Consider the following 19834-nt stretch of genomic DNA (forward strand, 5'->3'; position numbering starts at 1 on the left):
GAGCGATACCCGGCCAGGTCGGCCGGAACGGGAATCACTCGTCCCACCAGTCACACGGACCTCAATTTCCTGCATGCTCGCGGGAATACCCGTCCTGGCGGGGGTTCGGTGAGAGGGAGTGGAGGCGTTGTGCCGGGGTCCTTCCGCGGCCCGCGAACCGCCCGTCATGCGGCGGACGGCCCGCGGACCGCGAGGGGGTGAGGACGTTACGCCTGTTCGGTGTCCGGGCAGGCGGCGCCGGTGGGCTGCGGGGTCACGGGCGCAGACGTCTGCTGCTCGCCCTTCCTGGCCGCCCGCGGCCTCGGCGGGTAGGCGGGCGACTGCCGACGGATGCCCCGACGGTTCCTCATACGGCTGTTCATGGATTCCTCCTTGGTGTGGGATTGAGCGCTCCCGGCGGCGTGATCTGGACAGGGCTTCGATGTCCGTGCCCTGGGGCCTGTCTCCTGCCTGCCGGCTTTCCGCCCGTGGTGGACGTGCTGGAATCGTGCCGTGAACGGGCCACGCGGCGCGGGACCGGAATCTGAGCGAAATCTGAGAAGACTTCGAGAGACCCGGGTGGTGCCTGAAAACGAACTGTGTACTGCGCCCGGGGAAGGGGCGTACTCATCTGGAGGTGACGAAGCCGGCGGGGTGGATCCCGCCACGGCGCATGAGGAGGGGTCGTGGAAGTACGTGTACTCGGACCGGTCAGTGCCATCGTCAATGGTCGGCGAGTTGTCGCGGGCTCGAAACAAGCGGCGGCGATCCTCGGAGTGCTGGCCGCTTCGCGGGACGGAAGCGCCACAATGGAGCAACTCAAGCACTGTGTCTGGGGTGCCGATGTGCCGGACGGCAGGGTGGCCCAGGGCCTCCGCGCGCTCCGCAGAAAGCTCGGCGACGAGGCTCTTCCGCGTGTGAATTCGCGCACCTGTGCCCTTTCTCTTCCGCGGGAGAGCGTGGACTACTGGCGCTTTTGCGATCTCGTGGCCGGGGCGGTCGGCTTGTCCCCACGGCGGTGCCTTGAGCGGCTCAGTACTGCATTGCGGGAGTGGCCGGACGGTTCATCGCTGCTGGGTCTGTGCGGCGGAGGTTTCCGTATGAGGCAGGCGGAACTGCGGACGGAGTGGAGGGCAGCGGTCATCGACCGCCTTGACGCCGCATTGCAGGTGGGGGACTTCGAGTGGGTCCGAAAGGAGGAAGAGCAACTGCGGGCCCTCCTTGGAGACGACGATGAGGGGCTTTTCCAGTGCCGCCTGATTGCGCTGACGGAACTTGGAGACGAGCGGAAGGCCAGAGAATTGGTCGCGTTGTGGAAGGGACGTAAAGGTCGGCCGGGCCCAGTACTCAAGCGCGTCTTCGAGACCGTTATGACCCCTCGTAGTCGACGCCCGCAGCGGTGGCCCGGCCGCAGCATGCCCCCGCCGCACCAGCTGCCCCCAATCCCTCGGCCGTTGCCGGGTCGCGCGGACCTGGCCGCCCGGATAGCAGCTGACCTGATCCAAGGGCAGAAGGAGGGGCGCAGTCCCGTGGCGCTGCTCAGCGGTATGCCTGGAGTCGGCAAAAGCGCCTTGGCGCTGCTCGTGGCTGACCGGCTGGCCCCGCACTTTCCCGATGCCGTGCTCTACCTGGGGTTGCGGGGTTTCTCGGAGCACGAGGATCCGATCGAGCCGGAAGCGCTCCTCGACCGGATCCTCTCAGACCTGGGAATCGGCGTGGAGACGGCCGGCTGCGAAGCGAAGAGCGGTGCTTTGCGCACGGCGCTTGCCCGGCAGTCCGTGCTCATGGTTCTCGACGATGCCGCCACAGCCGACCAGGTCCTGCCACTCCTGCCTGGCCACGGCACCAGTGGCGTGATCATCACCAGCCGACAGCGGTTGCGGAGGCTGGGCACGCAGCACGGTGCGTATATGTTCCAGGTCGGGCCGTTGCAGCGGGACGACGCCGTGGCGGCCCTGGAGCACGCGTTGAGCCAGGAACGACTGCGTCGGGTTGGGAAAGACCTCTGCACGCTCGCGGACCTGTGCGGCTGTCTGCCGCTCGCGCTGGTCATCGTCGCGGAGTTGCTCAGGCACCGTCCGGCAGCGGGCATCCGCGAGCTGGCGGACGAGCTGCGCCAGGAGCGAACCCGTCTGGAGGCGATGCGGCTGGCCGATGACGAGCTCGCTGTCCATCCCGTCCTGGAGTATGCAGTGCAGGCCCTTGCCCCGGATGCGGCACTGTTGCTCTGGCAGGCGGCCATCCACCCGGGACCGACCATCAGCTGGTCGGCGTTGCGAGGGTTGGAACGCGCCGGCGGTGACGATGGGGCAGTGGGGGCGATTGACGCCTTGGTGAGTGCCCACCTCCTGGAACCACTGTCCGAGGAGTCCGATCGCTTTCGGATGCACGACTTGGTACGTGTCTACGCCCGTCAGCATGCGCGGGAGCATATCGATAGGGCGGACGACGCTGTCGCGAGACGGACCGTTGAGCAGGTGCTGGAGTACGAACTGCACCAGGTCTGGGCTTGCGACCAGGTGCTCGACCCGGACCGCCGGCTCCCCGTCAAGGTCTCGGCGGATACCCGTGTGGACTGCCCGTCAGGGACCGACGAGGCGATGCAGCTGCTCGACGGAGAGTATGAGACAGCGATGGCGGTGGTTCAGCTCGCGATCGTCCGTGGCGCGAAGGAGTACGTATGGCTGCTGTCCATGGCACTGGTCACCTACCAGTGGCGGCGCGCCCTCTACGGTGAGGCACAACGCAACCTGGAGGCAGCCGAGTTCGTCGCCAGAACCATCGCGTCGGCCGCCGACCGGGCGATGGTTCACCGCATGATCGCAGGATGTATGTACGAGCAGCGGGCCTTTGAGGAGTCCGCCTGGCACCTGGAACGCGCCGTCGCCCTGAGCCGACAGGAACAGCACCACGATGCCGCCCAGTTGGGCCTGGCCTGCTCCCTGCACAGCCTCGGTATCGTGCGCCGTCGCCAGGACCGGCCCGGCCAGGCACGGGAGTGCTGGGAGCAGGCGCAGAAGCTGTTCCAGAGGCTGGGAGACGCCGCGGGGGAGGCCGCCACGCTCAACGCGCTCGGCACGCTTCACCACGACGACGGTGACGGTGACGGCGCCTTGCGTTTATGTACCCGGTCGCTCCGGATATTTGAGGGCATCGGCCATACCAGCGGGATGGCCAACGTCCTGACCACGCTCGCCAAGATCCACCTTTCCCGAGCGGAACGTGAACCGGCTCTGGCCTCGTACGCCCAAGCCATCCGGCTGTACCAGCAGCTGGACGACTGGCGGTACGAGGCAACGGTCCAGGAACGGTACGCCGACGCGCTGCTGACCAGAGTGGAAGACAGGCCGCGGGCCGTAGCGGCCCTGGAACGGGCCCTGGTGCTACGGGACCGGATGGGCGGTGAAGGAGCGCAGGAGCTGGCGGACCGGCTGGCCGGCCTTCGGTGACCGGTGCAGGATCCAGGTCACAGTGCGGGGGCGTGATGGCGGTAGTACTCGGTGGGGTCAGGGGTCAGTGGCTTGACCGGCGGCCTGCTCCCTACGGACGGCAGATAGGGGCGCACGGTGTCGAACACCTCGCGGATGCTGGGCCGGTACGCCGTGTCGCGGTGCACCATGGCCATTGCCAGGGGCCGGAACTCGCCCGGGATCAAGCGCAGTTCCTTGGGCGGGAGCACCGGGGAGTCCGGGCCGGGCCGTTCGCGTCCGGCCTCGTAAGGCAGGTGCATGATGGTCATCTCCAGGAGCATGCACCCGAGTGAGAAGACATCGGAGAGGGGCGTCACCCCCGTCGCCTGTGCTTCGCCCTGTTCCGGGGACCGGAATCCCGGTGTTCCGCAAGGTTCCATGGTGGGCTCGCCTGCCGCAACGGCCATGCCGAGGTCGAGCAACCGCAGCTGGCCGTCGGGTTGCAGCATCACATTTTCCGGTTTCACATCCCGGTGCACCATGCCATGTTCATGCACCTCACGTAGTGCCTCGCACAGCTGGCCGATGATCGAGGCCACCGTGGCCCGGTCCTTCAGCGGACGCGCTCCGATCATGGCGTCGAAGAGCAGGATGCCGTCTACGTACTCCATGACGATGCAGTAGCGGTCGCGGTACCAGCCGCTGTCGACGACCCGCGGAATCCACGAGGTGCCGGAGAGGAAGCGAGCCCTGGCCGCCTCCTGCACGAATCCGCGAATCAAGTCTCCGTAGTGACTGGCGGATTCGTCGATCCGGGGCAGCTGGAACTTGATGCAGACCGTCTTGCCGTCCCGGGTGTCGCACCCGGCGTAGACCTCCCCCTGTCCGCCGTACCCGAGAAACTTCACCACTTCGTAGTGCTGCATCACCACTGTTCCGATCACGTCTCCGACCTGCTTTCCGATCCGGGCCGTACGGGGGTTCCCTGCGGCCACCACCGATGGACAAGGAGCACACGCATGACAGAGTGCTGGTCCCCTCCCGATGGGGTGTACCGGAAGACGGACGTTGTCACCCTCTCTTTGGGCATGCTCAAGGGGGGTGCGTACCGCTGCCCCGCCGCCGATGCCCTGAAGGCCCGGGGCTACGCACCACAGCAGCCGGTCAGCCGCAATCGGGAAGACCTGGAGCATTTCGCACTCGGCCCCTTCATGACCGCCCTTGACGGAGCGGGGCGACGATCGGCACCCGTACATGACGGTCTGCGGCAGTGGACGGCGCATGCTGTGAGGCGCTACCGCCAGGCTTTCGGCCCGGAGGCGGAGGAGCAGCTGGCTGAGATTCGTACGCCCTGGGTGTATCGCCACCGGCTGCCGGAACCGGACATGCGGGGCGCTCGCGAATACCGCATCACCGCGTGGGGGCGCTGTCTGCACTCCGCCGACGGCCGGCTGCGCGAACTCCGGCTTCCGGTCCACCGGCTGAGTGGTGCGGAACCGAGCCGTGGGCGGACGGCCGCGGCAGCGCTGGTGCTGGCAGAGGCCGCGCCCGGGCCTCCGCCCGAACGTGTGCGGGTGGTGGAGTTCGCGTTGTTCGACGGCCGGGTCCGTATCTTGTTCGATGGCACGCGAGCGCAGGCCATCGCACGGTACCGGGACGAAGGCGCCGAGGCGGTGACGGCTCTGCTCGACAGTCGGGATTACCGGCCCGGCACCGCCTGCGCGGACTGCGCGTTCGTGGGCGTCTGCCCGGCACTGCGCCGCGAGCCCGGCCTGCTTGGGGTGTCCGCCCCGGGCAGACCGCGGCGCACCTGGTCCGTGACCAATGGCCGTAGTTACGCGCCGGCCCGTGGTGGATGCCCGGCCCGAGACCACATGCGGCGGCTGGGCCTTCCGCCCGAGGATGCCGTCGAGCGCAGCGCCGCGGCCGAACGTGGACGGGCCGTGCACGCCTACCTCGCGCAGCGCCACAGCCACGGTCCCCTCCGCCCGTGTGCCATCGGCGTGCCCGATCAGTGGGTGCCGGACGGGTTTGTGCTGCCGGACGAGGAACGCAGGCTCGGCGCGGTGCTGCTACGGCGGCACGCGGCGGTGTGCCCGGTGAGCCGGGTACGGGACCGGAGTGACGTGTGGGCCGAGCCGCGTGTGGTGCGTCATGACACCACCGCCGACGTCATGGTGATCGCCGCCCCGGACCTCCTCTACCGCGACGGCGGTTCCTGGGTCTGGCGAGAGACCAAGACGTCCATGAGCGATCAGCGTCGGCCGGGCGCATTGCTGGAGGCGTATCCGCAGCTGGCACTGGGGGTGTTGCTGCTCGCCCGTGGGAGTCTCGGGGGCTCACCCGTGCGCGCCCGGGTCGAATTGGAGGTGCTTCGGCCCAGCGGTGCCGATCTGGAGATCCTTGACCCGTTCACCCCCGTGGTCCGCAGCGCAGCTGATGAGGTCACGCACGCCCTTGCCGCCGATTGGTACACAGACGACCGCTATGCCGCTGCCCCCGGCGCCGCCTGCGCCCGGTGCGAGATGGCGCGCTGGTGCTCGCAAGGCGTCACAGGGGAGGCCACGGCATGACCTCCAGTCAGGCGACAGCCCATCAGACCTTTTCGCCGGAGGAACACGAGGGAGCGGCGCTCTTTCTCGAACTGGCGCGAGTCGCCGCCGATCTGGCGGAGCGAGAGCACCTGCGGACGTTCACCCTGCCCTATCCGCCCGCAGCCCAGCTCGCCCTGGACCACACGGTGTCGTACTGTCTGGCGCGGGGGCACACGCCGCCCAAGAGCGTGCCACAGCTGATGGCTTGGTGCCGAGAGCACACTGCGGGCGGCGCGCTGTTCCAGGTGCCGCCCACGCTGGTGACCTCCGGCGCTCTGCTGATCGCCCCGGTTGCTCTGCTGCCCACCAGGAGCTGCTGGGAGCTGGCCTCGGTCGGCCCTTCGGGGCGCGTGGAGCAGGAGGCGGTCCGCCTGCTGGCGGATCTGGCGGCGCGGTGTGAGACCCCGGCGGCATATGAACGCTGCCGTCGCTACCTGATGGAGCACCCCGTCATCGTTCAGCAGGACCGCATGCCCGCCCTCCCTCGCTCGCGCTGGAACAGGGAGCTGTGGAGCAGGGTCAAGAGCCTGTACACGCGGATCCCTGAGCACCTGTTGAGCGACCGCGCGCTCGTCCTGTGCGACACATGCGGACTGCCCGCCCGTGTGAAGTACGAAGCCGGCAGCGGACTTCCGGCACGGTGGTGTGAGAGGGAGCGCTGCCCAGCCGATACGCCGACCCGCCGGATCAGCAATCCAGGCCGCGCGCTCATCCTTCGGTGTTCCCTGCGAACCTTCCTGGTACTGCCCGGGCGGACGGAGCGGGCCGCTCTGAACGAGTTCGTCCGTGCGGAGATCACCCATGAGTTCGTTCCCGCGGGCCTGGGCGCCTACCGCGTCGAGGACGCCGCGTGCCGCAGCTGGCTGATGCGGGTGGACGACCGCCGGCAGCCCGCCGCGCTGGCCGCCCGGACCGCGGAGACTGACCCTGATCTGCCGGATCAGGTACTGGTCGTCGCCCCGGGCGAACTGGCTGCTGATCCCGGCTACCGCGCTGCCTTCGAGACGGCACTGGGTGCCGGCCGACGTCGGCGGACCGTCCTTACCGCCCCCGAGAACCTGGTGTCGCATCTGCGCGCTGGATCCACGCCACGAGAGGAGGAGCGTGACGATGCGTAGCCTCGCAAGGGCTCTGCACAATGAGCTGAACATGCTCTCGGAGCAGGCACCGCCGGATGTGCGCCGGACCGAACTGGAGGAGCTGTGCCTGGTCGAACTCGGTCTGCACCTCCAGCAAACCTGGATGCCGCACAGTCCCGCCGCGCAGGCCTGGGTGCTGTTCAGCGGCTACCCCTACGCTGCTGCTAGTGGTGTCCCACTGCCGCCGGATGCCGAGCACGTACGGTGGACTGTCCGACATGCGCTGTGGGCCCTGTGCCGCCCCCGCGCCTGGCACGAGGCCCTGGAGCGGTACCAGAGGCACATCGATCCGTTGCGCGGCTTCGATGTCACCGACCTGGACCAGCCAGCTGTGCGCCGCCCGTTATCCGTCGCCCTCGACCGCTGGAGCGTATACGACGCGCTGTTGTATAAAGCGCCGCCCCTGGTCGGGCGCCGCCCGGAGCCGGCGGGCACCGGGCCGCACGCCTTCTCGATGGGCCGTAGCCTGCCCGTGGTCAACCTGCCGCCGGCGCCCTCCGCGCCCCTGATCGCACACGATGTGGACACTCCGCCGCCCGGCGGGGGCGAACCTCTGACGTTCCGCCTTGCGGACCTGGAGGAGACCGCGGCGGCGATGGACGTGCGACAGCCCGGCCGGAACTGGGTCCGCACGCTACGCTCCTTCGACCTTTCGACCAGGACCGCCGAAGGCTTCGGACGATCCGACCGTTTCACCGTCGAGGGCATCCAGCACCTGCTCGGCATTGTCGGCGCTGGCAAGAGCACCCTCCGCGACATCATCGCCGTACACCTCGCCACCGTGTGCGCGAAGAAGGTGACCATCGTGGTCACCGATGTCCCGGAGGTGCTCAAACTGGTCCAGCTCTACAACATCCACACAGACGGCGCGGCGGCGCCCGTGCTCGGTGCCTCCGGCAAGGAACGGCATGCCCAGAGACTGCACCGCCGGCTGGCCGGACGGGGCGAGCACCGGCTGCTCGCCCATGACGATCCTGCCTTCGACCACCTCAGTACGGCCTGCACGGTGAACACTCTGCTCAGCGCCGGCCAGGTCCTCACTTTTGGCGAGGCGCCGTGCGCCGACCTGCGGCCGCCCCGGCGCCGGACAGCTGGCGAAGACGAGCCGCGGCAGTGGCGGAAGACTCCGGTGAGTTGTCCGTACTGGCCGACCTGCCCACGCCACCACTCCGCGCGCGAGCTGGTGCGGGCGGACATCTGGGTGTCCACTCCTGCGGGGCTGCTCGATGCCCGTCCGCCGCTTCCGCAGAACGGCGAGCGCATCCGATACCTGGAACTGGCCTGCCGCCGCAGCGACTTGGTGATCGTGGATGAGGCCGACCGTGTCCAGATGCAGCTGGACCAAGCCTTCGCCCCTGCCGTTCTCCTGGCCAGAAGTGACCGGGAGGACGGATTCATCGACGAACTGAGTGGGCATCGGATCCGCGAGCTGGCCGCCGGAGGCCGGACCCAGCTCTCCGACCGCGATGTGGAGACCTTCACTGCCGCACTGTCCACCGCGGAGACGGCGACCAACCGGCTCTACGCAATGCTGGTATCCGACCACGCACTGCGCCGCCGGGTGCGAACCGGCTACTTCAGCGCCTGGACGCTCCAAACCGGGCTGCTCGACGAACGGGACGCGCTGCTTGAGCGGGCGGGCAACCCGGAGGTCCCCGTCGCGCGCCAGGATTTGCGGAACCTGCTGGACGCCTTCCGCGACAATCCTTTTGGTGATCGTTCGCGGCCTCTCTCCGAGCACGTCGCCAACCTCATCGGCCTGCTGTCCGAACTACTGCACACCAGCAATCCGGACCGGACGGCGCAGCGTATGCGGACGGCCGCGGACAAGCTGTTCGCTCTGGAGCCGTGCATGGCTGTCAAGCGAAAGGAGTACGCGCGGAAACTCGCCGAGTGGGAGCGGCGGAAGGTTCACCCGCGGCCGGCTGGGCGCAAGCGGAAGGCTGCGCGTCCGGAAACCCCGGAGGAATGGCGGTCCGGATTCCTCAAGCGCTTCGAGTTCACCCTGTTGTTGTCCGCTCTCGAACCGAAGCTCGCCCTGGTCAATGCGATGTGGTCCCGAGTTGAGGCGGCACTCAACCTCCGCCACAACTCCATGTACCGACGCCCGGACGACTACGGACCGGTCGTTCCTGAAGCTCCGATGGGCAATGTTCTGGGCTTCCAGTTCCATGTGCCGGGGGAGGACGAAGGCGGCGTTCGCAGTGGGGAGCTGCGGTTCTTCCGGTGCAGTGGTGTCGGCCGGGAACTGCTGCGGGCGATGCCGCGCCTGTCCACGGTGGACGGGCTGCCCGGCACGCACGTGTTGCTCATGTCCGGCAGCAGCTGGGCCGGCAAATCCAGCCGTTACCACATCCCGGTAGCGGTCGGCGTCATCATCGAGCCCCCACCGGAGGTGATCGGCCGCATCGAGGCGGAGAGCCGAATGCGCTTCGAATTCATCGAGGACGAAGGGGAAACACTGAGGATCTCCGGCAGCGAGCGGGAAAGCCGTCGGGAGAAACTACGCCGTATCGCGACATGGCTGGGTGCCAGTTTTGACGAGGAGCTGCACGGTGGCCCGCTCGAACGGGAGCTGCTGACCGCCGGTGATAAGAGGGATCAGATTCTCCTGCTGGTGGGCAGTTACGACGAGGCGCGGGTCGTGGCCGACACCCTGCACAACCTGAACATGCGCTGGAAGGATCGGGTGCTGCGGCTGGTCTCGGACGACGAGGACATCGAGGAAGGGCCGGGAGACGGCGGAAACTGCGCGCGAGTGCTGCGCCGGGGGGACGTCGAACACCTCAAGGACGGCAGAGCCGATGTGCTGGTGGCCCCGCTGCTAGCAGTTGAACGAGGCCACAACATCCTCAACGAATCCGCCGAGGCGGCCATCAGCACGGTGTACTTCCTTGCCCGGCCGAACCCACACCCCGACGACCTCGCCCTGGCAGTCCACGCGATCAACGACTGGATCGTCCGGGCCGTGGACGGCGGAGAGTTCGCCGCCTGGGTCGGCGCAGCTCCCTCCCTGACCGAAGGTGCCCAGGAGGTCCGCCGCTTGGCCCGTTCACAGTGGTACAGGGTGCTGCGGCGCAGTATGGCGTGGAGCCGCCTGGGCGATGACCGAGAGCAGGTCACCTGGGACATGCTGGTCCTCGTGTGGCAGGTCGTCGGACGCCTGGTCCGCGGCGGCGTACCCGCCCGTGTGGTCTTCGTGGACTCCGCCTTCGCACCGAACAGGGCCGCCACGCCTCCTCGACCCGACGACCACAAGTCCAGTCTCTTGCACAGCATGCAGCACGTCCTGCGTCCGTACTTCACCAACGCTGCCGGCGTCTCGCCGCACGACCGCTACATCGCCCGCGCCCTCTATGCCCCACTGTGGGCGATGCTCGACCGCTGCCTGCGCTCGTGACCCCGTACACCGAAACCGCGACAACCGGCCGACGCGCACTGCGCACGAGGAGGCATCACCGTGTACCGAACGATCCGGACCACGGCCTACGAACCCGACCCCGAGCACGGCCCGTGGACCGAAACAGGGCATGTCCTGGACCTCGGCGAAGGGCTGCACGACGCACTGAGTGACCTGCACACCCGCCTCCACGGAGATGACGGCAGGCCGGCCCGGTGGCCGGTGCGCCAGCTCAATGCCCTGCTGCGGGCCACAGCTCCTGGAGTCATCGCGACGGCACGCGGCGACGCCACCGACTTTCGCGCTTGGCGGCTCTATGCACGCGAGCCGGTGCCCCAGGAGGTCGTGACGCCGGTCATCGGCACTTGGACGGCCGGGCTGCTGTCTGACCACGACGGCGGGGAGGGCGAAGGCGACCGGATGGAGCTCGAGGACAAACAGCTGCAGGATTTCGACCGGGCCCTGGCAGACATGCCGGGGTGGCGCACCGAGATGGTGGACCTCACCGAGACACGGACCTCCCCGGGCGGCACCGCCGAACCCGCACACCGGCTGTACCACCTGCTGCCGGAGTGGATCGCCTTCCGCCTCGCCGCCCGCCCCTACCGCAGCCAAGGCGCCGAGCTCCGCTTCCGCGTCGTGAACTGTGAGCACGGCGCCGAGTTGATCTCCTGGCCACCCCAGCGCTTCGAACACCGGAATCAGACCTGGTACTACTCGGCCCTCGTCCGCGTCGCCGCGCACACGGTGCCATTCGCCGATCGCTTCCGCGTCCACGTGACGACCAGCATCCGCCGGTGGGCCACTCAGTTGGACGTCCGCCGCTGGGACCTGAACGGGGCCAGCGTGCTGCTGAACGCGCCGCTGCCCTGGCCGGTCGGTCCGGACCGTGGATACCGGCTCACTGGCAATACCCTTGGCTTCGACAGGAAACAGGGGCGGGTGGTCTGGCGTCGCCACAGCCCCGCCCTGCTCCTGCCCGACCTTGATATCGTCAGTAGCTATCCGGAACCGGACGCGCTGCTCGCCGCACCGGAAAAGTGGATCAACGGCCAGCAGCACATCTCCGCCGGAATCGTCTACAGCCCGTCGCTCGGCCCCCACACCGTCGGCCCTGGCCTGATGCCCAAGGAACGCGCCGCGTTGGACGTCTGGGTCGAGGACGGACTGCGGCCCGTTCTGCGACGTGTCCCAGACCTCACGCGGGTCACCCGACACAACACCCCCTCGCTGCTTCCCCGTTCGGCCCCGGCCGACGGGGGAGTGGCGCGGGAGGCCTGCCAAGTGCTCGCCCGCAGAGAAGCGCTTGTCGGTGCCTTGGACAGCAGCCCGCTGGAGGTCGACATCTTCTGGCAGTCACCGGAGACGCGGGCTGAATTGCTCGCCGCGCTGCCGGATGCCATCGGGCTGCCGCCTGGCCGGAAGGTCGGTAGCAGGACGGAGGACGTTTGGCGTTGGCAGGCCGATGGTCTGGACATCCGTGTCCGCGTCCGTCCTGCCGGGGCCCTGGCCTCCCGCCTGGAGATCTCGGACGACCGCTGCCGCCCCCGTGCTGCCCGCCTCGCCGAGGCCGTCGTCGACCGATGCGCACTCGTGGCCGATCATCTGGTGCCGCCCCGGGATGCGAAGGGCTTTGCGATCATCGAGATCGGTGACAAGGCCCGCTTCAAGGCCACACCGGACGCCGATCCCAAGCACGCGCTGCGCATCGCCTGCGCACGCCAGGGACGCCTCAGCCAATTCATCAACCTCCCCGCGGACGCGGAGAGCACGCTGCGCCATCGGGCACGCTGGGTGTGGCTCGATGCCTTCCGTCAGCTCGGGGCCGTCTGCCCGCCCGCGCACAGGGTGGGTGCCGGCATCCCGGGTGATCTTCAGTACGCCGCCCTGTGGCTGGTGCGTTACACGCGGAAGGGCCCTACTCGCTGCCCGGCCCGGCGCCTCATCGCGGTACGCGTCCGTCCCGATGATGGCCCCGGCGCCATCCGCGGCTGGGATCCGGAGCGGGCCGACTGGGTACCTTATCCGCAGCTGCTGCTTTCGCTGGCCGAGGACGCCGATGCCACCCAAGGCCCGGCGCCCGGAAACGGCAGCTGCTTCGCGCGGAGAACGGAGCAGCAGTGGCAGCGGGAGATCGAGCGGCAGATCAAGACCTTGCTCTACCAGCTCCGGGACCGGCCGACCCTGCTCCTGGCCAATTCGGAAAACCTGCGCCAGGCATGGCCCTGGCTGCGCAATAGCTCCCTTGTCAAGGACATGCTGGGCTTCAGCGCCGCCCCGGACCAGCGGCTCGCGGTCCACGGACCCGACCTGCGCGTCGTGCTCACCCGGGACGGGAACACCCGCGCGGAGGTGCCTGAATGGTATGCACATGACGGCAAGGGCAAGGCGGGCTTCGCAAAGGGAGTGTGGGGCCCACCCGACCTGGACAACCGCGTCTTCGCGAGCACGGCGGATGTGCCTCACACGGCGAGGCTGCCCAAGGGCCTCATGAAGCTCGTGCCCACCGCAGCCGGGCCGAAGGCCCCCGGCAAGAGCGCCTGGAACCCTGTCTTACTGGAGCTGACCGTGCTCGGCTGCCTGTCAAAAAAGGCATTGGCGGACACCGGAAGGGAGGACGGCCAACCTGACCGGCCCGCCGAGTGGGCTACCCTCGCCCACCAGCTTCGCTTCCATGACGACTACCCGCCTCTGGCCCGCCCGCTTCCGCTGCACCTCGCCCGGCTGGCAGGCCAGTATGTCCTGCCCCTCGCCACCGCCCGCCCTCCTCAGGAAGCCGGCCCGACCGCGCCTCCGCAACCCGCCTAATCCGCCGTGAGGAGCGGCCGGGGCCGTGCATGGTGATCCGGACAGGAGCTGGTGGTATCCGGCATGAGCGTGTCGCAGTGGACGCAGGTCCATTGCCGTGCCGAGACGGCCAGTGTTTCGCCCCACGTGTGCCGGATGTCGGGTGGCACCGGGGGCGCCAGGGACGCAGCTGCCTTCGTTCGGACCAGTAGATCAGGGTCGGCGAGCAGAGCCACGACACCGCGATGCCTCTCGGTGCCGATGAACCTGCTTGCCCATACCCGGGCTGCCCCGGCGAGGGTAGCGGGGGCGTGGTCGGGTAGCAGTGGTGAAGGCCAGCGGTGAGTAAGCAGCATCGCGGTTCGTATCCGAATCATGGCCGACAGCGCGGGCAGCGTAGAAATCAGCCGGTCGCGGTAGCTGTTGGGCAGTCGGCAAGCGTTCCCTGCCAAGCGCAGCGCCGGACCCGCAAGCCAGGCGTTGTCGCTCCGGAGGGCACGGAGGACGAACATCGGCACCGGTCGTGTCAGAGGCCGGCCTGGAGCGGGGATCACGGCCGCTGGAGCAAAGGAGCAGGCCCCAGTGGGGACGTTGTGGATCTTCCCCGCGCAGGCTGCGTAGTTTCAGGCCGCCGTGCTGCTGGCGCGGGCACTGCTGATCGCTTGAACGATGCTGTGTTTCCCGGCGGTTGCGGGTAGTGGCCATGGTCGCTGCTGGCGGCCGGGCAGGTCCGGCGGACCGCAGCACGGCGATCATCTGCCCCACCCGATCGGGTTCACGCACGAGTGCGTGCTTCCCAATCTTGAAGTCAAGCCGCATGAGTTGCTGGGGGCGACTTGGTAGCACCGTCGGTCACGGATCAGTGCCCAGAAGACGTTGACTCGTCGGCGCGCGAGCGCGAGCACAGCCTGGACGTGGCGCTTGCCCTCGGCTCGCTTCCTGCCGTAGAAGCGGCGCGAGTTCGGGTCGCTGCGGATGGTGATCAGCGCGGAGGCGTAGAAAACGCGTTGAAGGCCGCGGTGGTACTGCTGTGGCCTGTGCCGGATGCCGCGGGACTTGCCGGAATCGTGCGGGGCGGGGGCCATGCCGGCGAAGGCTGCCAGCCGGTCCGGAGTGCCGAACGACGCCATGTCACTGCCGACGACGGCAAAGAACTCGGCACCAGAAGAGAGCCGATCCCGGGCATGCTGGTGATCACTTCGGTGAGTTCGTGGCGGCGAAACCGGCCCTCGATGAGCTTGTCGACTCCCGCGATCTTCTCGTTGAGGGTCATCATCGCCTCGACCAGCGCAAGCACCATCGAGGCGATGGCCGCTTCGCCGGGAACGGCCGTCTGCTGTCGCTCGGCAGCTTCGACTGCGCTGGTGGCGAGGGAATCGGCGTTGCGAACGCTGCGGGTTCGCAGCCACTTCGTGAGGTGTGTCAGGCCGCTGCGGCGGATGGCCGCTGGGGTCTGGTAGTCAGTAGCACGAGTGGCCCCTTGGTGGTCACATCCAGTGCGCGTTCCAATGCAGGGAACATGCTGGTCAGCGTGGCGTGGAGTCGGTTGATCGACCGGTTGCGGTCGCATGCGAGGTCGGTGCGGCCGGCGGCGAACAGCTTGAGTTCGGTGGTGATTTCGTCGCTGGGACGTATGGACTTGAGATCGCGGCGGACGCGGGCCTGGTCTGCGATGACCAGCGCGTCGCGAGCGTCGATCTTGCCTTCGCCTCGATAGCTGTCGGAGGCCCGGTTGACTGCACGGCCAGGGATGTAGAGCAGTTCCTGGCCGTGGTTGACCAGGAGGCAATCAGCAGCGCGGCTCCGACGTCCGCCATATCGACCGCCCAGGTCGCCTCATCAGCAAGGGCGAGAACACCGGCGAGGAGCTGGAGGAGTTCCGGCTCATCGCGCTCCAGTCGTTCGTCGTTGCAGTACACGCCACGGACGACCTCGTCGGCATTGCCTTACACAGCGACTTGTTCGCATTTCCCAATCAGCGGCCTGGCCGCCGTGGGATGCCGGGCGGCGAGGCGAGCTCAGCCACGGATGGCAGCCGCCTGAAAGCCACACCCAGCACCCCTGGGCGACCCAACCCTACGAACGGCTCGATCAACCTGTCCACGAACGTAAGGCTGCCTGACGGACGCTGTGGCGAGGGTCGTCCGCAAGGAGCGCCAAGAGCTCCCGGACAAGGGCAGAGCTGTCGGCTGCGATGCGGGCGGCCGCCTCCGCCAGGGTGAGCCGCACCTGGAAGTCGTCATCGCCGGCGAGGCGTCGCGCGGTCTCGCCGTGGCGATTTGGATCCCTCATACACAGCACTGCACTGAGCTGACGGACGTGGACACTGGCATGCGCGGCGAGCAGACCGGCATCGACCGCGGCGGCGACCTCTGAGGGAAGACTGTTGATCGAGTGCGCAGCGGCATTCACTTCGGATGTGTCGTCACTTCGGAACAGACCGACCGCTTGGTCCCTCACCCATTCCTGCTCCGCGGCTGTGGAGGCCGCAGCGACGGCGAGCCGCAGCCCGTGGCCGCGAAGTGATGCGGAGCCTATGTGGGACCGGAAAGCGCTGAGCGGGTGGCTGTTGTGGGTGAGTACGTCGAGAGGAGTCATGCCCTGTTTTCTCAGCGTGAATTCCTTGCCGTGCGAGAAGGCTGTCCGCCGTGCTTCGCCGGACAGCCCGATCACGAGGTTAGCGGCAGCGGTCAGCGCTTCTTGGCGGTTCATCACCACCTCACGGATGTCGTGAGCGATGTTCAGGACCGCTTCCAGGCACGCGCGGCGATCCGCCTCATCCAGACTGCCGGCCAGATAGGAGGCAGTCACAAGTCCGGTTCCGATGTAGGCCCGCCCGCGGGTGGGTTCGGGGCGGCTCAGGATACGATCGCGAGCTCTTTTCGCCAGCTCCCGAGCGGACGGGCTTTCCGGGGCGACCTCATAGCGGAGGAGATCGGCCAGATGATGATCGATGGTGGACGGTTCGCCAATCCGTGCGCGAAGGGCTGCCTGGTCCGCCGTGGAGAACCCATCGTGCCCGGTGGGTTCGCCGACGCCGTATCCGTCTCGGGACGGGGCTCCGAGCAGCCAGAGTGCCCGGTCACTTGTCATGAGCGAGATTGCCTTCTCCGCACCGTACGCGGCAAGGTCAATCAACCGGGAGAGAGCGATGAAGGCCAGCTGGGGATGTGCGCAGGCGATGGCGACGCAGGCAGTCGCATGCTCATCATCCGTGGCGGAATAGTGGTGAGGCTCACGCGGAACGTCGGGTGACAGCAAGTCCAGTACGGCAATGGCCTGTTCCTGGGTGCCGCGCGCAGCGAGCCGGCAAGCGCTCTTCGCTGATTGCAGGGTAAGGGCGTACCCCGGTGAGTCGGTGAGCTCCCCGGCCCTGCCACGGATGGCGAGGCCGGTGAGTTCTCCGAGGAGCGCTCCACAGGCGGCATCATCGATGAGGTCTGCTTGCTCCGCAATAGTGACCGCCCTGGCGTGGAGTACCCACCATGGTGCATCCTTGAGTTCTCCCACAGGTAAGGAATCTTGCACAGATTTCGCGAGTTCTCTGATCCGGTTCGGCTTTCCTGCACGCTGATAGCAGACTGCAGCCACAGCAGGTTCTTCGTTGCCCCGGTACAGGTCGCCGAGAAAGGCGAGAGCCTCCATCTCATCGGCCCAACTGCCGGTTACGACACTGTCGATGAGCCAACGGCGTGCTGACAATACGGCCTCAATGGGCTTATTGTTCACCGCGGCCGACATAGCTTGCTCCTGGGGGTCGCGCACGCGGTCCAGCAGGCACCTGGTCCCCGTTGTGCGGAGCGCTTGAGCGAGGCGATGCTCATCGTCGATTTCCGTGGTCAACGGGCCGTATTGGACATTCACGCCACGGATTGCGTAGAGCCAATCGGCTGCCTCCCCGGCGAGCCCGGCACGAATGCCGTCGTGAACCGCGTCCCGCCACGCCTCCAGCGCTTCATCCGCCCGGCCTTCGAGGCAACACCTCCGTGCCTCGCGCGCACTGATCAGCGCTGCATGACGCCCCGATACCCGGTGCCGCCTGGCCGCTTTCGCAAGCTCCCACCGCTCTTCGGTGTCGTACTCGGCCCGGACGAGCCGAAGACGTAGCGCTACCTCGCCTTCGGCGTGTGCTGGGCTCGTTTTTTCTGCCTGACGCACGGCGGAACGCAGCAAGGCATCGATGGCGGCGAGCTCATCCCGGGCGACTGCCAGCAGATGTTCGGCGAGGAGCAAAACCAGCAAAGGCCGGTATGAAGGCTCTTCGGCCGCTGAATCATCAAGAGCAGCACGAAGCTTGGTGGGAGTTCCCACTGGGTGGAGAACGTCGTTCACTGCGGCGACGATGAGACGGGTATGTCGTGCTGTGGCAGCTGCCCGCGCTGTGCCCGAACCTGCGGTTTCCCGTGCCAAAGTTTCCAGCAAACGCGCAAGCTTCCGGGGCTCGAAGCGGTCTCCGCGGTGCAGCGCCATAGCGGCGAGGTGAGCTGCAATGCTGGCGGCATCATCGAGCCGTCCGGCCTCTCGGAGCGTCTCCATCTGCTTACTGCGCAGCACTGTTGCATGTCCGCGATAACCAGCCTGGTCGAGTCCACTCGCCAGCTCGCCGTAGATCCTGGCGGCCCTGGCAGGGTCCTCGGTGCGCTGAGTATCCGCCTCGCACAGGGACAGCGTCATGTCAGTGGTTTTGAGCGGGCCGATGAGGATCCGTTCTGCCTGCTCCTGCAAGTCGGGTGGGGGCACGGGCACCCCTGGCAGCGGTGCTCCCGTGCAGAACACATCTGCTGTCTCTCGCGTCCAGAACCGTGCTACCACATCGGCGTGGAAACGCAGCTCCTCATTGAGGATCTCCGAACCCCAGACATCCAGCTCAAGATCTCGGTGCTCGTCCTGCAGCCGAGACAATTCGTGGGCGATCTCTTTGTGCTGTGTATTGTCCGAGGTGATGACGATCAGCCGGTAGGCGCCGAACGGTTGACGACCCGCTGTGAATTTCTCTACAGCCAGACGCAGATCTCGGGCGGTGAAGTCCCGATAGTCCTTGCACTGCACCACGGTGTACCGGCCGTCAGGCTCTCGCCCGGCAAGGTCAATACCATATTGACGCTGACCATGTAGGCCGTATCGACGGAACCTGATTCCGCGGAGACCCAGGCTGCGTTGTAGGACGGCCAACACCAGTTTCTCGAATCGCTCCCATCCGATGTGCAGATTGAGATCTTCGGCCGGCGGCGTATTCCCGGGTGGCCCAGGGTCTGGTGGCGTGCGGAGGTTCTCGTCGAGTAAGTATGCGACCCACGGGTCTGCTTCGGGGCAGAGGGCGCGGTTACCTGCGTCGGGAGTGTCGGACTGGTGCGGACTTGGCGGCGTCACCCGCCCAGTCTGCCTCGTCGGGGCCTATGGGATGGGGCAATTAGCAAGAAAGGCGAGAACGGCTTCAAGTAGACGCTGGCCCGGCTCCTGTGTTGGGGAACATGTCCATCATCCGCAGTCGGACTGTGCCGGAGGCCACCAGTTCGCGTGCCCGGTCCGCGTACTGTTCGGTGGCGTAGCGGACTGCGGCGGCCAACGCAAAAACTCAGCCTGGAGGAATGCACCGTCTACCAGTCGCAGGCCGCCAGCCCAGCAGCGAACGCCAGCAGTACAGGCCGCCCAAGTTCCGCATCGTTCAAAGACCGGTCCAGCAGAAGTGTACCGCTGTCGGCGAAGCTGAACGGCAGGTGTCTGCAAGCCCTGTCGGGCCACGTAAATTTGGCCATCCGGCTGTTCGATCACGACCGATTCGTGGAGGCGGGGTGCTGCGATGCTCTGAACGCATGCCTGAAGAGTTTTTGCCTTGGGACGAAGAAGCCTGCTGAGCGGGCACCGAGTAGGGGTCTCGGCATGACCGGTGCACCTGGTGTGCAGGGCCCTGGAAATCAGTCGGGAACAGCGAAAATCATTCCCCAGATCGCGGCAGATTTCCTAGCCCTTCCCCAGGGCACCGGAGCACATCGGGGCTGAGGGAGCGGTGGGTGCACATTTGGCGCGGTGTTCCAGCCGGGCGTCCTGACGCCGATGCTAACGATCTGGTGCATGGTTGGCGGTAGCGGGTCGAAACCTTGAGCGTTGATCACGGTCTGTGTGGTGAGGGCCGGGCTCAAGACAGGACAGCCGATTAAGCGGTCAGTGACCGCTTACGATCACTGACCGCAACGACACCCCTTGGACTCATCCATCTAGTCAGCCCTGCAGTCCGCAAGACACTCGGTCAGATTCACCGCACCCCATCGCCGGAAGACCAGGTCAGCGACCTACAGCAACCATCGTCGCAGGTCTCCTACCTGGCCCAGTACCAGGAGATGATGAAGGCATCGATTTGCGAGGGCCTCTGCTGGCCTGGCCCACAGAGATGCAAGGGCTTCGAAGCGTCGCCAAACCAGTGGGGGGGGGGGGGGCGCCCCCCGGGGGGGCCCCCCCCCGGGCCCCGGAGGGACAAAAACGGACACGTGGGGGCCGTGACACAAAAATGCCCCCACGGGGGGTACC

8 protein-coding genes and 1 pseudogene are annotated in these 19834 nt (G+C 67.3%); 5 read left to right on the top strand and 4 right to left on the bottom strand.

Going from position 1 to position 19834, the window contains the following annotated elements; genetic code table 11:
* Positions 1 to 206: 206 nt before the first annotated feature.
* A complete protein-coding gene (locus tag ACIBK8_RS30445) occupies positions 207 to 362 on the bottom strand; it encodes a hypothetical protein (RefSeq protein WP_399045318.1) in 156 nt (51 codons plus the stop codon).
* A 1032-nt stretch (positions 363 to 1394) separates the two neighbouring features.
* Between ACIBK8_RS30445 and ACIBK8_RS30450 the strand changes: the two genes are divergently transcribed.
* Entirely contained in the window at positions 1395 to 3428 is a 2034-nt protein-coding gene (locus tag ACIBK8_RS30450; RefSeq protein WP_399045335.1) for a tetratricopeptide repeat protein, read from the top strand.
* Between the two features lie 17 nt (positions 3429 to 3445).
* Here ACIBK8_RS30450 and ACIBK8_RS30455 read toward each other — a convergent pair whose 3' ends face one another.
* Positions 3446 to 4315: a serine/threonine-protein kinase gene (locus tag ACIBK8_RS30455; protein WP_399045337.1), complete on the bottom strand. Its 870-nt coding sequence runs from the start codon at positions 4313 to 4315 to the stop codon at positions 3446 to 3448.
* 93 nt (positions 4316 to 4408) lie between these two features.
* Between ACIBK8_RS30455 and ACIBK8_RS30460 the strand changes: the two genes are divergently transcribed.
* From ACIBK8_RS30460 to ACIBK8_RS30475, 4 genes are read left to right on the top strand one after another with little or no spacing between them, the layout of a single operon-like run.
* A complete protein-coding gene (locus ACIBK8_RS30460) occupies positions 4409 to 5962 on the top strand; it encodes a PD-(D/E)XK nuclease family protein (protein WP_399045320.1) in 1554 nt (517 codons plus the stop codon).
* Entirely contained in the window at positions 5959 to 7101 is a 1143-nt protein-coding gene (locus tag ACIBK8_RS30465) for a hypothetical protein (RefSeq protein ID WP_399045321.1), read from the top strand. Before ACIBK8_RS30460 ends, ACIBK8_RS30465 begins: the two co-directional genes overlap by 4 nt.
* Positions 7094 to 10522, top strand: a complete 3429-nt coding sequence (locus ACIBK8_RS30470; protein ID WP_399045338.1) for a hypothetical protein — start codon at positions 7094 to 7096, stop codon at positions 10520 to 10522. The genes ACIBK8_RS30465 and ACIBK8_RS30470 overlap by 8 nt, the downstream gene beginning before the upstream one ends.
* Before the next feature lie 60 nt (positions 10523 to 10582).
* Positions 10583 to 13330, top strand: a complete 2748-nt coding sequence (locus ACIBK8_RS30475; protein WP_399045322.1) for a pPIWI_RE module domain-containing protein — start codon at positions 10583 to 10585, stop codon at positions 13328 to 13330.
* A 731-nt stretch (positions 13331 to 14061) separates the two neighbouring features.
* Here ACIBK8_RS30475 and ACIBK8_RS30480 read toward each other — a convergent pair.
* Both ACIBK8_RS30480 and ACIBK8_RS30485 read right to left on the bottom strand, forming a co-directional pair.
* A pseudogene (locus ACIBK8_RS30480) lies at positions 14062 to 15210 on the bottom strand (IS110 family transposase); the annotation flags it as partial.
* Positions 15211 to 15400: 190 nt separating this feature from the next.
* Entirely contained in the window at positions 15401 to 18679 is a 3279-nt protein-coding gene (locus tag ACIBK8_RS30485; protein ID WP_399045324.1) for a restriction endonuclease, read from the bottom strand.
* Between the last annotated feature and the right edge of the window lie 1155 nt (positions 18680 to 19834).

It is taken from the genome of Streptomyces sp. NPDC050161, assembly GCF_044460025.1.
Taxonomy (GTDB): Bacteria; Actinomycetota; Actinomycetes; order Streptomycetales; family Streptomycetaceae; genus Streptomyces.